Genomic DNA, 14,259 nt, shown 5'->3' with positions numbered 1-14,259 from the left:
GATCAAGGACCAAGGCCTCATCCTCTTCTTCCTCTCCCTCTTCTTGCTGGCTCTGGACGTACAGGCCGTCGCCGGCTACCTCCGGAACCCCGACGAGCTCCTCGACCACGGGCAGCCGACGATCGGCTTCGGAGACTTCCTCTGGTCGTCCGACTTCGCGGTCGACGTCGCCGAGAACTGGCAGTCGGAGTTCCTGCAGTTCTTCCTCTTCATCGCCGCGACGATCTGGTTCGTGCAGAAGGGCTCCCCGGAGTCGAAGAAGCCCGGCGACGAGGGGCCGGGCAGCGATGCCGATCAGCTCGTCGGCGCGCACGCCCGCCCGGACTCTCCGCGGTGGGCCCGGGCGGGCGGGTGGCGAGCGGCGGTGTTCGGCAACTCGCTGCTGCTCGTGATGGGGGCAGTTTTCGTGCTGTCCTGGCTCGCGCAGTCGCTCGCCGGGACAGTGGTCATGAACGAGGAGAACGCGATGCACGGCCTCGCCGCGATCACCTGGGGCGACTACGTGACCAGCTCCGACTTCTGGGACCGCACGCTGCAGAACTGGCAGTCCGAGTTCCTCGCGGTGGGGACGATGGTCGCGTTCGCGATCTACCTGCGCCAGCGGGGGTCAGCGGAGTCGAAGCCCGTCGGCACCCCGCACCATCAGTCGGCCTTGGAGTCCGACTGAGACCGCTCGTCGTTGACGTCGGCCTGCGACAGCCGCTCGTCGTCGGCGTCGTAGCCCGCACGCGCCTCCTGCAGCGGCTGGTCGGAGTACTCGCCGCCCTGGCGTCCGCCGAACGGACGGCCGTGGTCGGCGAACTCGTCGCGGGCGAAGACCAGCTCCCACGGGCCCACCGTGAAGCGCGATCCCGTACGCAGCGTCTCCGTGCGGTCGCCCGGGTGGGTCGCGTCGGCGTCGGGGTTGGAGTTCATCTCGCCGTCGGCGTGCAGGGTCACCACGTACTCGTCGCGGTCGTCGTGCACGACCGTCGCGTGCACCGGCTCGGTGTCGGCGAGGCGCAGCTCGTTCCCGGCGGCGGAGCCGATGCGGACCTCCTCCATGTCGAGCGCGAATTCGGTGCGCTCGTCGTCGCGCCGCACGCGCAGTCGCGGGTTGCCCGCGCCGCGCTCGGCGTGGGTGGTGCCGGGCGTGTAGCCCTCGTCGGGACGGTCGTCGATGTGGCGGTCAGTCATGGCGGTGCCCTCCTCGGGTGTCGATGATTCGAGGCTAATCGCCGCGCGGATCGCGCGCAGGGCCTTGACTTCGACGCGCGCATCGCCCTCCGGGGCCGATTTGCCGTGCGCCCCGCCCGAGGGCTTACCCTCTACCCATAGGCCGATCCCGGCAGTGTCCGCCGGGCTGAGGACCACCCGACCGAGGAGCATCACCCGATGGGCAAGTTCATCTACGAAGGCAGCGTGAAGACCGAGATCGAGGATCGGGCGCTCACGCACGTGCAGCTCGTCATCACGGCCAAGCTGCGTCGCGGCGAGCCGTTCCCGTTCAGCTGGCGCGAGGACGCCAGCGTCGGCGGCGGACGGACGACCGTCTGGATCCAGCCGGGCAGCTCTCTCGTCTTCAAGTACTTCGGCAGCCGCCAGCCCGCGGTCAACCGGGCCTGGGTCGAAGCGCTCGCCTTCACCGCGAATTCCCCCAGCGGGCTCTACCTCGTCCCCGAGCCCGCCGAGGGCGCCGAGCCCCCGCACGGCGACGTCCCCTCCGCCGGCTGACACCCGCTGTCGCGGAGACCGCCCCGGGCTGTCAACCCCCTGCCGTCGCTCCTCCGGAGCCACGAGGCTCGATCACGACCTGATCGACAGCCCCATGACAGGAGGAGCGGACATGACCGACACCACCCGCGACGGCGGCCTCACCGACCCCCGACACGCCCACCATGAGGACGGCTTCCCGGCGCAGAGCCAGGATCAGCCGGGCCTCACCGAGAGGACGACCCCGGAGCCGGACCACGGCGAGCAGTCCTACGTCGGCCACGGCCGGCTCGAGGGGCGGCGCGCTCTCATCACCGGTGGTGATTCCGGCATCGGACGGGCGGTCGCCATCGCCTTCGCCCGCGAGGGTGCCGACGTGGCCATCGTGCACATGCCCGAGGAGCAGGCGGACGCGGAGGAGACGCTCGCGCTCGTCCGCGAAGCCGGTCGAACCGGCGTCAGCATCCCGGGCGACATCCGCGAGGAGGCCTTCGCGACCGATGCGGTGCACCGTGCGCGTCGCGAGCTCGGCGGACTCGACGTGCTCGTGCTCAACGCGGCCTATCAGCACGACATCGACGGCTTCGAGAACCTCGACACCGAGAAGATGCGCCGCGTGTTCGACACGAACCTCGCCGGCCTCGTCTTCTCGGCCCGGGCTGCGTTCCCCGACCTCGAGCCGGGATCCAGCATCATCGTGACCTCGTCGGTGCAGTCGGCGCAGCCGTCGCCGGGACTCATCGACTACGCCATGACGAAGGCGGCGCAGGTCGCGTTCGTCAAGGCGCTCGCGGAGGAGGCCGGGCCGCGCGGCGTGCGCGTCAACGCCGTCGCGCCGGGGCCGATCTGGACGCCGCTGATCCCCGCGACCGGGTGGGGGCCCGAGCGCCTGGAGACGTTCGGTCAGGACACCCCGCTCGGACGCGCGGGGCAGCCTGCGGAACTCGCCGGTGCCTACGTGTACCTCGCCTCGGCGGAGTCGTCGTACGTATCCGGCGCGGTCCTCGCGGTGACGGGTGGCAAGCCGCTCTGATCCGCGCGAGGACGGCACAGGCGGCGGGGAGGCAGGGCCCCGCCGCCTAAGCTTGTCTGGTGCAGAGACCCGCGGCATCCGGACCCCTCGTGGGCGTCGCGCTCGTCATCGGATCCTGCCTCTCGCTGCCGTTCGGCGCCGCCGTGGCCGCACAGCTCTTCCCCGTGCTCGGGCCGTGGGGCGTGACGTCGCTCCGCGTCGCGATCGCCGCGCTGCTGCTGGTCGTCATCGTGCGCCCGCGGCCCCGCGCCTGGACCCGGTCGCAGTGGCTCGCCGCCGTGCTGTTCGGGGTGTCCCTGGCCGCGATGAACGGGTTCTTCTACGCGGCCATCGACCGCATCCCCCTGGGGCCGGCCGTGGCCATCGAGTTCCTCGGGCCGCTCGTGCTCGCCGCCGTGCTGACCCGCCGTCTCGCCGACGCAGTCTGGGTGGGCGTGGCCCTGCTGGGCATGGCGCTGCTCGGGGTCGACGGCCTCGTCGGCGCCGAACCCCTCGATCCGCTGGGCGTCGTCTTCATCCTCATCGCGGCCGGATTCTGGGTCATGTACATCCGGATGAGCGCGCGTGTCGGCGCCCTCATCCCCGGCAGCAGCGGTCTCGCGATGGGACTCGTCGTCGCGGCGGTGCTCCTCATCCCCGTGGGCGTGCCCGCGGCGGCGACGGTGGCGCTGGATCCGCAGCTCCTCCTGCTCGCGGCGGTCACCGCGGTGCTGTCGTCCGTGATCCCGTACAGCTTCGAGCTCGCGGCGCTCCGCCGGCTCCCACAGCGGGTGTTCGGCGTGCTGCTGAGCCTGGAGCCCGCGTTCGCGACCCTCGCCGGGTGGCTCATCCTCGGACAGGACGCCACGCCGCTGCGGCTGCTCGCGGTGGCGCTCGTGATCGCCGCGAGCGTGGGGACGACGCTGGGCGTGCGCCGCGACCGGAGGGGCGACGGCCCCGCGGGACCGTTCACCGCGCCGATCCCGCTTCCCGACTGACGCCCCTCCGGTCGGGCGGCTCTCATGCCCGGACGGCCACCGGCTGCGGCAGCGGGTAACGGCGGCGCAGCATCACCCGCTGCACGAGGGTCCACACCACCGTGACCGTGAGGTAGAGCGCGGCGGCGAGGGGGACGAAGGCCGCGAAGACCGCGGTGAGGTAGTGCAGCGCGGCCATCATCCGGAGCATGCCGGGGGAGCTGAGTGGAGAGTCGTCGCCCTCGACGGGGGCCGGTCGGAACACCCGCCGGGTGACCTCGGCGACGGCGATCATCACGGCCAGCAGCACGCCGAAGACGGCGAACGTCGCCGGGGTTGCGGTGCCGCCGAACAGGGCCGACACCAGGCTCGTGCCGAGCGGGGCGCCGAAGAGGTCGTGGGTGAGCAGCTCGTTCGGGTGTCCGGCGATCTCCGGTCGCAGGAACAGCGTGTAGAGCAGGCCGACGACCGGTGCCTGCGCCAGCACGGGCAGCATCCCGGCGAAGGGCGAGGTGTTCTCGGCGCGGTAGAGCGCCATCATCTCCTGCTGCAGGCGCTCCGGGTTCTTCCGGTGGCGCTGCTGCAGCGCGCGCAGCTTCGGGGCGAGGCGGGCCCTGGTCTGCTCGGCTCGGGCCTGGGAGATGCCGACGGGGATGAGGAGGGCGCGTACGAGGAGGGTCACCAGGAGCACGGCGAGGGCGGCGGCGGAGGGGCCGGCGAGGGGTTCGAGAAGGGTGGAGAGGCCGTTCAGGGCACCGTAGGCGGCGTCCAGGAGCGCGGCGAGGGGAGGGAAGGCGAAGATGTCCACGGGAAGGTCCGTTCGATGAGGTCGGGAGGGGTCGGCGAAGGCCGCGCGGTCCCGGTCGGACGGACTACGCGGCGGTCGCGACTCCCGGCGCTCGCGGACGAGGGTGTCCGGCGGCATCCGGATCGCTCTGAGGCAGGAGGGTTCCGACATCGATCGCCCGCAGCGGGTGCGGGGCATCGGCGGAGGCCTGGTGGCGCACGCTCAGCACGAGCGCGAGTGTGAGGACCGTGACGGCGAGCAGCGCGATCGCGAGGCCGAGCGCGGCGGCATCCGGCATCGTCACGAGGCCGATCGCGGCCGCGACGAAGCCGAGCATCTGCCCGAACCACTCGCTCATGCCGCGAGCTTACCCCGTTCGAATCGCCTGAATTGCTGTATCCGGGCCGCCGATGGAGCCATTCAGGCGATTCGAAGGGCGTACGGTCGGGGTATGGCGACAGAACTTCTGGGAGTCGAGCAACCGATCGTGCTGGGACCGTTCGGGGGGAGCTCGTCGGTGGCGCTGACGGCGGCGGTGAGCGCGGCCGGCGGGCTGGGGTCGTACGGGCTGTACGGGTACGACGGCGACCGGATCCGCGCTGTCGGAGCCGAACTGCACCGCGCCACCGACCGTCCGTTCGCCCTGAACATCTGGCTGCCCCTGGGGGATGAGGTCGCGCCGAACCCGCAGCACGCGGTCTTCGCCCAGGCGCTGGAGCCGTTCTACGAGGCCGTCGGGGTTCCGGTGCCGGCCCGGCCCGAGCGCTACGTCCCCGAGCTCGACGAACAGCTCGACGCGGTGTGGGAGGTCGCCCCGGCCGTGCTGAGCGTGGTGTTCGGGGTGCCGTCCGCCGCTCTCGTCGCCGAGGCCCGCGACCGCGGCATCCGCATCGTCGGCACCGCCACCACCGTCGCGGAGGCCGTCGCGCTCGCCGAGGCCGGAGTCGATGCGGTCGTCGCCTCGGGAGCCGAGGCGGCCGGGCACCGCGTGTCCTTCCTCCGTCCCGCTGCCGAGTCGCTCGTGGGCACCGTCGCGCTCGTGCCGCAGATCGTGGACGCCGTCGACGTGCCCGTCATCGCCGCGGGCGGGATCGCGGACCGCCGCGGGGTCGCTGCGGCCTTCGCCCTCGGTGCCTCCGGCGTGCAGGTGGGGACGGCGTTCCTCGCGACCGCCGAGTCCGCCGCGACGGCAGCGCACCGCGACGCCATCCGGACCACCGCCGCCGACGAGACCGTGCTGACCAGGGCGTTGAGCGGACGCCTCGCCCGCGGAGCCCGCAACCGCGCGGTGCGGGCGATCGAGGCGAGCGGCACGATCGCCCCGTTCCCGATGCAGAACTGGCTCACCGGACGCTTCCGCACGGCGGCAGGGGAGCAGAATCTCGGCGAGCTGCAGTCGCTGTGGATGGGGCAGGCCGCCCCGCTCGCGCGCGGGACCACCGCTGCCGAGGTCTTCGCGGAGCTGGCAGCCGGAGTCCCCGGCCGATGAAGAACGCCGACCGCTGAGCGGCGGCGCGCTACAGGATGACGGTCGAGCGGCCGTGCACGATCACCCGGTCCTCGGCGTGCCACTGCACGGCCCGGGCCAGCACCAGACGCTCGACGTCGGCGCCCCGGCTCTGCAGCTCGGCCGCGGACTCGGAGTGCGTGACCCGCGTGACGTCCTGCTCGATGATCGGCCCCTCGTCGAGGTCGGCCGTGGCGTAGTGCGCCGTGGCCCCGATCAGCTTCACGCCGCGCTCCTTCGCCCTGGCGTAGGGGTTCGCGCCGATGAACGCGGGCAGGAACGAGTGGTGGATGTTGATGACCGGGGCTTCGAGGCGCGTGATGAAGTCGTCGCTGAGGATCTGCATGTACCGGGCGAGCACGACGAGGTCGACGTTGCCGCGGAGCAGGTCGAGCTGACGCTCCTCCATCGCCTGCTTGTCCGTCGAGGGGATGTGCACGAACGGCACGCCGAAGGAGCGGACGGCCTCGGCGAGGTCGGGGTGGTTCGAGACGACCATGGTGATGTCGATGTCGAGCTGCCCGCGCTGCGTGCGCCACAGCAGCTCCATCAGGCAGTGGTCGTACTTCGACACGAAGATCGCCACGCGCTTGCGGCGGGCGACGTCGTGCAGCGACCACTCCATGCCGAAGCGCTCGGCGACCGTCGCGATGTCGGCCTCCAGCGCGGGGCGCGCGGCGGCCAGCCCGTCGAGGTGGATGACGGTGCGCTGGAAGAACCGCCCGCCCTCGGAGTCGGTCGAGTGCTGGTCGAGCGAGATGATGTTGGCCCCGTGCTGGGCGAGCACGCCGGCGACCGCGGCGACGATGCCGGGCTGGTCGTCGCAGGCGATCAGCAGGCGGGCGGTATCGGGCTGGGTCATGGCTGCTCCTCGGGGTGTGCATCGATTCTGCCGTGCCGCGCGGGTGGGGAGCGAATCGCCCACGGCGTCGCTACCCTGAGACCGTGGATGCGAGCGATGTCGGACTGGTGCTGATCCCGCTGCTGGCGGTGGCCGCACCGCTTCTGGCTCGCGGCGTCCGCCCGCTCGTCCGGGTGCCGATCGTCGTGTTCGAGCTCGTCCTCGGGATCCTCGTCGGCCCCGCCGTGCTCGGCTGGGTCGAACCGGGCCCCCTTCTGGAGAAGCTCAGCGACTTCGGCCTGGCGGTGCTGTTCTTCGTCGCCGGCTCGGAGATCGACTTCCGCCAGGTGGCCGGGAAGCCCCTCGCCCGGGCGTCGCTGGGCTGGCTGCTCAGCGTGCTGCTGGGCATCGGGCTCGGGTTCTTCTTCGCCCCGGGCGAGGGCATGGTCGTCATCGGGATCGCGTTGAGCTCGACCGCTCTCGGCACGCTGATGCCGATCTTGCGCGATGCGAAGGAGCTGGACACCCCGTTCGGCCGTGCCATCAGCACGATCGGCGCCGTGGGGGAGTTCCTGCCGCTGATCGCGATCTCGATCTTCCTCAGCACCCGGACGACGCCCCTGGCCACGGCGGTGCTGCTGACCTTCGTCGTGCTGGCGGGACTCGCCGTCCTCGTCGCGCACCGGGTGCCGCACGGGCGCCTGCACGGCATCGTGCGCGCGACCCTCCACACCTCCGACCAGTTCGGGGTGCGCTTCGTGATCCTCCTCATCGCGGCCCTCGTCGGCCTCAGCGTGATGCTCGACCTGGACATGCTCCTCGGCGCCTTCGTCGCGGGGGCCATCTGGCGCATCATCATGGCGCGGGCGCCCGAGAAGGATGCGGCGGAGGTCGAGAGCAAGATCGAGGGTCTGGCGTTCGGCTTCCTCGTCCCGGTGTTCTTCCTCTACACGGGGGTGACCTTCGACCTGCAGGCGCTGGTGACGTCTCCCTCGGCGATGTCCCTGGTGCCGGTGTTCCTGCTGGCGCTCCTGGTGATCCGCGGATCGGCCGCCCAGCTGTCCGCCCCGGCGGGCGCGAGCGGACGCGACCGCGCCGCGCTCGGCCTGCTCGCAGCCACCGGGCTGCCGATCATCGTCGCGGTCACAGCGATCGGCGTGGATCAGGACATGCTCGACTCCGGGACCGCGGCCGCGCTGGTCGGGGCGGGCATGCTGTCGGTGCTCCTGTACCCGCTGATCGGGATGACGCTGCGGGGCGATCGTGCGCAGGTCGCGGGCCCGCGCCTTGCCGACCAGACCACGCTGGGGGAGCTGTGACCACCGCCTCCGCCCTGCTGACCCAGGCCGTGCAGGATCTCGCCGGTGCCCCCAAGGAGGGGCTGGGCGAGGAGAAGGACTCGCGCTGGCGCGGGCGTCGGATCGTCCGTGTCGGCGAGGCCTGGCACCTCGGCGTCATCCTGCTCACCGACACGCATGCCCTGGCGACGGCGGAGGTGCTCCGCGCGGCGGACCCGGGGCGTCGGGGATACACCGCCGAGTCGGCGCGCGCACGGGCCGAGCGCCGGGCCCTCGCCCTGCGCGGCGGCTTCCACGAGGGGGATGTCGTGCACGTCGGCTGGAGCGTGATCGACGTCGACGCGGTGGACGCCGGAGGCTCCTCCGGTCCGCTCGCGCTCCTTGACGGCGTGCCGTCGGTGCGCTGGAGTCAGGCGGGCGGTTTCATGCCGCTGGATGCCTACCTGCGCGAGCGCATCCCGCTGCTCCGCGGCGACGCGCCGTCCTGATCTCAGCCGAACGTCTCGGCGTCGACCGTCGCCTCGTCTGTAAGAGCGAGCACATGCGCTCCGACCCACCGCGAGGTGTCAGATCTCTATGCGCGTGGCCCTGTCCGTCAGGCGCCATGGCACCGGAAAATCCGCAATCTTCATGCCATTCGAGGACATGTGACTGACCTCATCGGCATAGGTATCCGCGTCCTCGCGGTTGTCGAAGACGCCGTAGATGCCAGCGTCATCCTCGTCGTCGAACACGATCCATACAGACTTCATCCCTGCATTCTGCCGTCGACGCCACCTCTACGCGCCGGGTATCGCTCAGCCGAACAGCTCGGCGAAGCGGCGGAGCAGGGCGGCGCCCTCGGTGACCGAGGCCGCGAGGACCTCCTGCTGCACCGCGTCGAACTGCGCCGGATCGAAGTACCCCGTCGTGCGGTAGAACGTCATCCGATCGGCGAAGTCGCGCGGCGTCGGCTCGGGATGGAACTGCGCGGCGTACAGGTGCGTCCCCACCCGGTAGGCCTGCACGGGGCAGGCCGCGTTGGTGGCGAGCAGAACGGCCCCCGGCGGAGTCGTCGCGGCGCTCTCCTTGTGCGCGGTGAACACGGTGAGCGCGGGGCCGGACGGGCCAAACACGGGATCGACGGCGCCCTGCGGTGTCGTCTCGATGACCGTCGCGCTCGCCGCCTCCGGCATGGTCGTCACGACCTCGCCACCGAGGAGCCGGGTGAGCACCCCGATGCTGAAGCAGGTGAAGAACGCGGCGATCCGCTGTTCCCGTGCCGCATGGGCGAGCGTCTCCAGGTCGGCCTCCACCCGCCGCTGCACCGGGGTCTTCTCGACGTCGGTGACGTTGAAGGGAGAGCCGCCGATGACGACGCCGCGGTAGCGGTCGAGGTGGGCTTCGGCCAGCGGCTCGTGCAGCAGATCGAGACGATCGACCACGTCGACCCCGAGGGCCCGCCGGAACGAGGCGTGCTCGGCATCCGCCGCCCCGGTCTCGGGTCGCACGCAGACGTAGAGAAGCGAGGCCATCAGGCGATTCTAACGAGGGGGAGGGTCCGGTCCCGACGGCTCAGCGGGACGAGTTCGCGGTGCGTCCTCGCACGATCCCGACGAACGTCTCGACGTCGGGCGTGGTCCGGTCGCGCGGCCAGGCGAGGGCGACCGTCGAGACCGGGCCGTCGGCGAGGACCCGGTAGTCGGCGTCCTTCCGGTGGTGCAGTCGGGCCAGCGACATCGGCACGAGGACGATGCCGACACCCGTCGCCGCCGTGGCGATCGCGTCGGCGGTCGACAGGGGGCCGCCGCGTGGGGGGATGGTGCCCGGCACCTCCACAGGCCCGAGCACGTCGTCGGACAGGGAGTGCAGCACCTCGCCGTCGAGGTCGGCGGTCGTCAGCTCGTCCGCCGCGAGCAGGTGCGAATCGGTCGAGGCCACGACGACCGGGACCTCGTCGTACAGCGGGATGACGTGCAGGGCGTCGTCGTCCAGCGGGAGGCGCACGAGGGCGGCGTCGAGATCGTCGAGCGCCTCTCGCTGCCCGGAGACCTCGATCGGGACGAGTTCGAGGGCCACGTGGGGCAGGCGCCGCTTCCACGTGTCGATCCACTTGCCCGGCGTCGCTCCGGGCACGGCACCGAGGCGGAACGTCCGCGGCTCCTCGGGTGCGGCGGCCGGTGCGTCGAACACCACCTTCTCGGCGCGGTGGGCGCGGCGCGGAGCCGGCTTCCCCTGGCGTGAGCCGCTGCCCGCGGCACGGCCCCGGTGGGCGGGTGAGCCCTTGCCGGAGCCCTTCGCGGGTCGTCGTCCCTGGTGCGCCATGGGATCCAGGCTACTCGGCGTCCTCCGAGTCCTCGGCGGGGGAGTTCCGCTGGGTCCGCCGGACCAGTCCGGCGACACCGCCTACGAGGAACAGGGCCCCGGCCGTGAGGAGCACGATCGTGAGCAGGGTGGCGGGAGTCATCGTCCCCACGCCATCGGCCAGCGCGGCGCGGCGCTTCGCATCGGTGAGGAACCACAGCGCCCCCGCGGCGATCGCGGCGAAGGTCGTCCCCCAGATGACGGCTGCCCAGCGCACCCGGGGTGCGGTCATGGTCTCGGTGCTCATTCCTGGCCCTCCTCGGGCTCCTGCAGGGTCACGACGATGACGCCGCTCGCCTGGTCGATGGTCACGGGCTGGATCGTCGAGGGACTGCCCTCCTCGGCGGAGATGTTCGCGGAGATGACGTTCTCGTCACCCCGCGGCGTGGCGGCGATGACGCCGGTGTCCATGACCATCGGATCGTCCGGGTCGACGCGGAGCCAGCTCACCTCCACGTCGTCGCCGACAGTGCCGCGGAGCTGCAGCTGCACGCCGGCGTCGACGAAGATCTCGGTCCGCCCCGACCCCTTCTCGATCTCGATGGGGCGGGGGCCGCCGTCGTGCCGGTGGAGCTGCAGGTACAGGTCGCCGAACGGCTGTCGGACGTGCGCCTCCTGGTTGTTCGTGAGAGAGGCGTACCCGAGGGTGAGACCGGGCATCGTGGACAGGAAGCCCGTGAGGAGACCCGCGGCCAGCGTCACCACGGTGAGGAAGGCCAGGGCGCCGCTGCGGCGACGGAGGGCTCCGGCCGTGATCATCGCCAGGGCCAGGACCAGCGCGCCGGACAACAGCCCCAGCGCGCCGCCGAGGGCTTCACCGACGGCGAGTCCCACGCTGGCGCCGACGACGATCGCGAGTCCGAGGGCGGTCATGACGAACGGGAAGCCGGCGCGCGGATTCGACGCGCGGCGGAGACGTCGGCGCTCCGCGGCTGCGGCGGCGAACACGGCCGCCTCGGCCTGACGCTCCCGGCGGAGCTGGTCGCGTGCGGCTCGCTCCGCATCCTGCTGCTGCCGGCGCCAGGCCTGATCCTGCTCCTTCCAGGCGGCGTGCTGGGCGCGCCACGCCTCCAGCGCGGCGGGATCCTGGGTGCCCGGAGGCAGGGGTGCGGGAGGTGCGGGGATGGCGAGGACGTCGTGCCCGACGGCGTCGGCGAGCGGTACCGAGACCGGAGCGTCCGTCGCCGTGGAGGGAATGGCGTCCGCCCCCGTGGCGGGACCCGACCCCGCGTCGGGGGCGGACGCGGCCGGGGCCGCCGGATCTGCGGAAGCCCCCGCCGGATCCGGCGCGGAAGCGCCCGGAGTGCGGCGCGCGGCACGCACGATGAGGAAGAGCAAGGCGGCGGCGAGCACGAGCCCGACCACCCAGGTGACCGTCGACAGTGCCGACCAGCCGTCGTATCCGAGGCCGAACAGGCGCCCGGTGAGCGGCGCCGTCGGGAAGAGGCCGATCACGGCGAGGGCGAGGATGCCGAGCTGCACGGGGTCGTACCGGCGCTGCAGCAGATCACGCAGATGCACGCGGCCGTCGACGTCCGGCAGCACCGCCCAGGCGAGGGCGTACAGGAACAGGGCCGGAAGGCCGAAGAGGGCGGCGACGACGAGGACCCCGCGCACGATCAGCGGATCGATGCGGAGGCGGATCGCGATGCCCGCCGCGACACCGCCGAGCCAGCCGTCGGTGCGCACCACCCCGAGGCCGGCGACCCACAGCAGGAACCGGTCGGCGCCGCGCGGTCGACGGGGCGCTTCCGGTGCCGGTGCCTCGTGGTCGGCGGGCGGTGGCGGAGCGGTCGGAATCGTCATGAGTCGATCCTCGCGGTCGGCGGCGCCGCGGGGCCATGGGGGGATCCCCTGAGCGCACCCTGATTCCGCGACAGGGAGGTCCCGGAGAGCGGAGGCGGATGATTGGATGACCGTATGCCCTCCGCCGTCTCCACGCTCCCCGGCCCCGCGCCGGCGACCGCGCGTCCGGCGCTGACCCGTGATCGCGATGCTCTCGTGACCGGAGTGAGCGCCGGGCTCGCACGCCACCTCGGTGTGCGCGTCGGGCTGGTGCGGGCGCTGTTCGTCGCCCTGACGCTCTGCGGCGGCGCGGGTGTGCTCCTGTACGCCTGGTGCTGGACCTTCATGCCGTGGACGGAGGGGACGACGGCGCCGACGCATCGCCTCCCGGTCGCCTGGCTCCTGCTGGTCCCCGCGGCCGTCGGTGCCCTCGTCGTCGTGGTGTGGCGCGGGGGCAGCGACTGGCTGAACGGCTCGATCCCTCCGGGAACGGCGGCCGTGGTCGTCGGCGGCACCACGCTGTGCGCGACCGCCTCCGGGCTGTGGGCCACGCTCATCGATCGCACCGACACGGCCCGCGGCCCTCGGCACACCACCACCGTCCGCATCCTCGCGGTGCTCATCCTCGGCCTCGTGGTCCTCCTGCTCCTCTCGTGGCCGATCGCGCGCTCGGGTGTCGTGCTCGTGCTGCTCCCGCTGGCCGGGCTGGTGGCGGTGGTGGCCTCGGCCCTCATCCCGCGCTGGCGGGAGCTGGCGGGGGAGCGCGTGCGCCGCATCCGGGAGGAGCAGCGCAGCGTCATGGCCGCCCACCTGCACGACTCGGTGCTGCAGACGCTCGCCCTCATCCAGAACCGGGCCGGGGCATCGAGCGAGGCGGCACGGCTGGCCCGCGCGCAGGAGCGGGAGCTGCGTGCCTGGCTGTACGACGGCGATGCTCCGGCGGACAGCGACCTGCCGACCGACCTGCGCGACTACGCCGGAGCGCTCGAGATCGACCACCCGGTCCGGATCGAGGTGGTCTCGGCCGGGCTGTCGGCGGAGCGGGCGAGCGGGGAACTGGCGGCCGCGGCCCGGGAGGCGATGCTGAACGCCGCCCGGCACGCGGGCGGCGAGATCTCCGTCTACATCGAGGGTCGTGTCGACGGCGTCGACGTGTTCGTCCGCGACCGCGGTCCCGGATTCCGGCTCGACGAGGTGCCCGGCGATCGGCTCGGCGTGCGGGAGTCGATCATCGGGCGGCTGCGTCGCGCGGGCGGCACGGGGTCGGTGCGCAGCGACGACGCCGGTACCGAGGTGCATCTGCGCCTGCCCACCATCTCGTCCCCGGAGCGGGGACCGATCCGACAGGAGCCCCGTGGCTGACCGTCTCCGCGTCGTGATCGTCGACGACCACTCCATCTTCCGCTCGGGCCTGCGGGCCGATCTCGATGCGAGCGTCGAGGTCGTGGGCGAGGCGGCGGACGTGCCCTCAGCGATCGCCGTGATCGTGGAGACGGCCCCGGACGTGGTGCTCCTCGATGTGCACCTCCCCGGCGGTGAGGGCGACGACGCGACGGGTGGGGAGGCCGTGATCCGAGGGACGCGACCGACCACGACGCGGTTCCTCGCCCTGAGCGTCTCCGATGCGGCGGCCGACGTCGTGCGGGTGATCCGGGCCGGGGCGCGCGGCTACATCACCAAGGGGTCATCGGGCCGCGAGGTGAGCGAGGCCGTGCGCGCCGTCGCCGAGGGGGACGCGGTGTTCTCGCCGCGGCTCGCGGGGTTCGTGCTCGACGCGTTCGGCGCCGTGGCCGGCGAGACCGCCACCGCGACGGACGAGCTCGACCGCCTTTCCTCGCGCGAGCAGGAGGTGATGCGACTGATCGCCCGCGGCTACGCGTACAAAGAAGTAGCCGCAGCCCTCTTCATCTCCATCAAGACCGTCGAGACGCACGTGTCGTCCGTGCTGCGCAAGCTGCAGCTCTCCTCCCGCCACGAGCTCACCGCGTGGGCCTCGGAGCGGCGACTGCTCTGAGAG

The 14,259-nt window shown here is 72.4% G+C and carries 18 protein-coding genes; 9 read left to right on the top strand and 9 right to left on the bottom strand.

Going from position 1 to position 14,259, the window contains the following annotated elements; genetic code table 11:
- The first annotated feature begins 1 nt into the window (after nucleotide 1).
- A complete protein-coding gene (locus B7W94_RS11085) occupies nucleotides 2-667 on the top strand; it encodes a DUF6766 family protein (protein ID WP_085606475.1) in 666 nt (221 codons plus the stop codon).
- Here B7W94_RS11085 and B7W94_RS11080 read toward each other — a convergent pair.
- Complete coding sequence (locus B7W94_RS11080) at nucleotides 643-1,176, bottom strand: FHA domain-containing protein (RefSeq protein WP_085606474.1); 534 nt, start codon at nucleotides 1,174-1,176, stop codon at nucleotides 643-645. The genes B7W94_RS11085 and B7W94_RS11080 overlap by 25 nt on opposite strands.
- Nucleotides 1,177-1,374: 198 nt before the next feature.
- Between B7W94_RS11080 and B7W94_RS11075 the strand changes: the two genes are divergently transcribed.
- The 3 genes from B7W94_RS11075 to B7W94_RS11065 all read left to right on the top strand — a co-directional run bounded on the left by B7W94_RS11075 (nucleotide 1,375) and on the right by B7W94_RS11065 (nucleotide 3,702).
- On the top strand, nucleotides 1,375-1,713 hold the full coding sequence (locus B7W94_RS11075; protein WP_085606472.1) for a DUF7882 family protein: 339 nt from the start codon (nucleotides 1,375-1,377) through the stop codon (nucleotides 1,711-1,713).
- 112 nt (nucleotides 1,714-1,825) lie between these two features.
- Nucleotides 1,826-2,725, top strand: a complete 900-nt coding sequence (locus tag B7W94_RS11070) for an SDR family oxidoreductase (RefSeq protein WP_085606470.1) — start codon at nucleotides 1,826-1,828, stop codon at nucleotides 2,723-2,725.
- A 59-nt stretch (nucleotides 2,726-2,784) separates the two neighbouring features.
- Nucleotides 2,785-3,702 (top strand): EamA family transporter, encoded by a 918-nt coding sequence (locus tag B7W94_RS11065; RefSeq protein WP_062632992.1) that lies wholly within the window; start codon nucleotides 2,785-2,787, stop codon nucleotides 3,700-3,702.
- A gap of 22 nt (nucleotides 3,703-3,724) precedes the next feature.
- On the opposite strand, the gene B7W94_RS11060 is transcribed toward B7W94_RS11065, so the two are convergent.
- Complete coding sequence (locus B7W94_RS11060; protein WP_085606468.1) at nucleotides 3,725-4,489, bottom strand: YidC/Oxa1 family membrane protein insertase; 765 nt, start codon at nucleotides 4,487-4,489, stop codon at nucleotides 3,725-3,727.
- Between the two features lie 64 nt (nucleotides 4,490-4,553).
- Nucleotides 4,554-4,826 (bottom strand): DUF6412 domain-containing protein, encoded by a 273-nt coding sequence (locus tag B7W94_RS11055; RefSeq protein WP_085606466.1) that lies wholly within the window; start codon nucleotides 4,824-4,826, stop codon nucleotides 4,554-4,556.
- A gap of 93 nt (nucleotides 4,827-4,919) precedes the next feature.
- Here B7W94_RS11055 and B7W94_RS11050 point away from each other — a divergent pair, with 93 nt between their 5' ends.
- Nucleotides 4,920-5,957, top strand: a complete 1,038-nt coding sequence (locus B7W94_RS11050) for an NAD(P)H-dependent flavin oxidoreductase (protein WP_085606464.1) — start codon at nucleotides 4,920-4,922, stop codon at nucleotides 5,955-5,957.
- Between the two features lie 28 nt (nucleotides 5,958-5,985).
- Here the strand turns inward: B7W94_RS11050 and purU are convergent, their stop codons facing one another.
- On the bottom strand, nucleotides 5,986-6,837 hold the full coding sequence (gene purU / locus B7W94_RS11045) for a formyltetrahydrofolate deformylase (RefSeq protein ID WP_062632982.1): 852 nt from the start codon (nucleotides 6,835-6,837) through the stop codon (nucleotides 5,986-5,988).
- A gap of 83 nt (nucleotides 6,838-6,920) precedes the next feature.
- Here purU and B7W94_RS11040 point away from each other — a divergent pair, with 83 nt between their 5' ends.
- Nucleotides 6,921-8,135: a cation:proton antiporter gene (locus tag B7W94_RS11040; RefSeq protein WP_085606462.1), complete on the top strand. Its 1,215-nt coding sequence runs from the start codon at nucleotides 6,921-6,923 to the stop codon at nucleotides 8,133-8,135.
- The gene (locus tag B7W94_RS11035) at nucleotides 8,132-8,602 is read left to right on the top strand and encodes a hypothetical protein (RefSeq protein WP_062765395.1); all 471 of its coding nucleotides are present in this window, start codon (nucleotides 8,132-8,134) and stop codon (nucleotides 8,600-8,602) included. The genes B7W94_RS11040 and B7W94_RS11035 overlap by 4 nt, the downstream gene beginning before the upstream one ends.
- A gap of 78 nt (nucleotides 8,603-8,680) precedes the next feature.
- On the opposite strand, the gene B7W94_RS11030 is transcribed toward B7W94_RS11035, so the two are convergent.
- From B7W94_RS11030 to B7W94_RS11010, 5 genes are read right to left on the bottom strand one after another with little or no spacing between them, the layout of a single operon-like run.
- Nucleotides 8,681-8,866, bottom strand: coding sequence for a hypothetical protein (locus tag B7W94_RS11030; protein WP_062765390.1), 186 nt, complete (start codon nucleotides 8,864-8,866; stop codon nucleotides 8,681-8,683).
- 45 nt (nucleotides 8,867-8,911) lie between these two features.
- The gene (locus tag B7W94_RS11025) at nucleotides 8,912-9,628 is read right to left on the bottom strand and encodes a glutamine amidotransferase-related protein (RefSeq protein ID WP_085606460.1); all 717 of its coding nucleotides are present in this window, start codon (nucleotides 9,626-9,628) and stop codon (nucleotides 8,912-8,914) included.
- A gap of 40 nt (nucleotides 9,629-9,668) precedes the next feature.
- The gene (locus B7W94_RS11020) at nucleotides 9,669-10,418 is read right to left on the bottom strand and encodes a substrate-binding domain-containing protein (protein WP_085606458.1); all 750 of its coding nucleotides are present in this window, start codon (nucleotides 10,416-10,418) and stop codon (nucleotides 9,669-9,671) included.
- A 10-nt stretch (nucleotides 10,419-10,428) separates the two neighbouring features.
- A complete protein-coding gene (locus B7W94_RS11015) occupies nucleotides 10,429-10,704 on the bottom strand; it encodes a hypothetical protein (RefSeq protein WP_085606456.1) in 276 nt (91 codons plus the stop codon).
- Nucleotides 10,701-12,263: a PspC domain-containing protein gene (locus B7W94_RS11010; protein ID WP_085606454.1), complete on the bottom strand. Its 1,563-nt coding sequence runs from the start codon at nucleotides 12,261-12,263 to the stop codon at nucleotides 10,701-10,703. The genes B7W94_RS11015 and B7W94_RS11010 overlap by 4 nt, the downstream gene beginning before the upstream one ends.
- A 114-nt stretch (nucleotides 12,264-12,377) precedes the next feature.
- On the opposite strand from B7W94_RS11010, the gene B7W94_RS11005 reads away from it, so the two are divergent.
- Entirely contained in the window at nucleotides 12,378-13,604 is a 1,227-nt protein-coding gene (locus B7W94_RS11005) for an ATP-binding protein (protein WP_085606452.1), read from the top strand.
- Nucleotides 13,597-14,256: a LuxR C-terminal-related transcriptional regulator gene (locus B7W94_RS11000; protein WP_085606450.1), complete on the top strand. Its 660-nt coding sequence runs from the start codon at nucleotides 13,597-13,599 to the stop codon at nucleotides 14,254-14,256. Before B7W94_RS11005 ends, B7W94_RS11000 begins: the two co-directional genes overlap by 8 nt.
- Nucleotides 14,257-14,259: the final 3 nt, after the last annotated feature.

The sequence above is a fragment of the Microbacterium sp. LEMMJ01 genome, from assembly GCF_002114135.1.
Classification (GTDB): Bacteria; Actinomycetota; Actinomycetes; order Actinomycetales; family Microbacteriaceae; genus Microbacterium.
The sequence above is the reverse complement of the archived record's forward strand: the minus strand, read 5'-3'. Positions and strand labels throughout refer to the sequence as shown.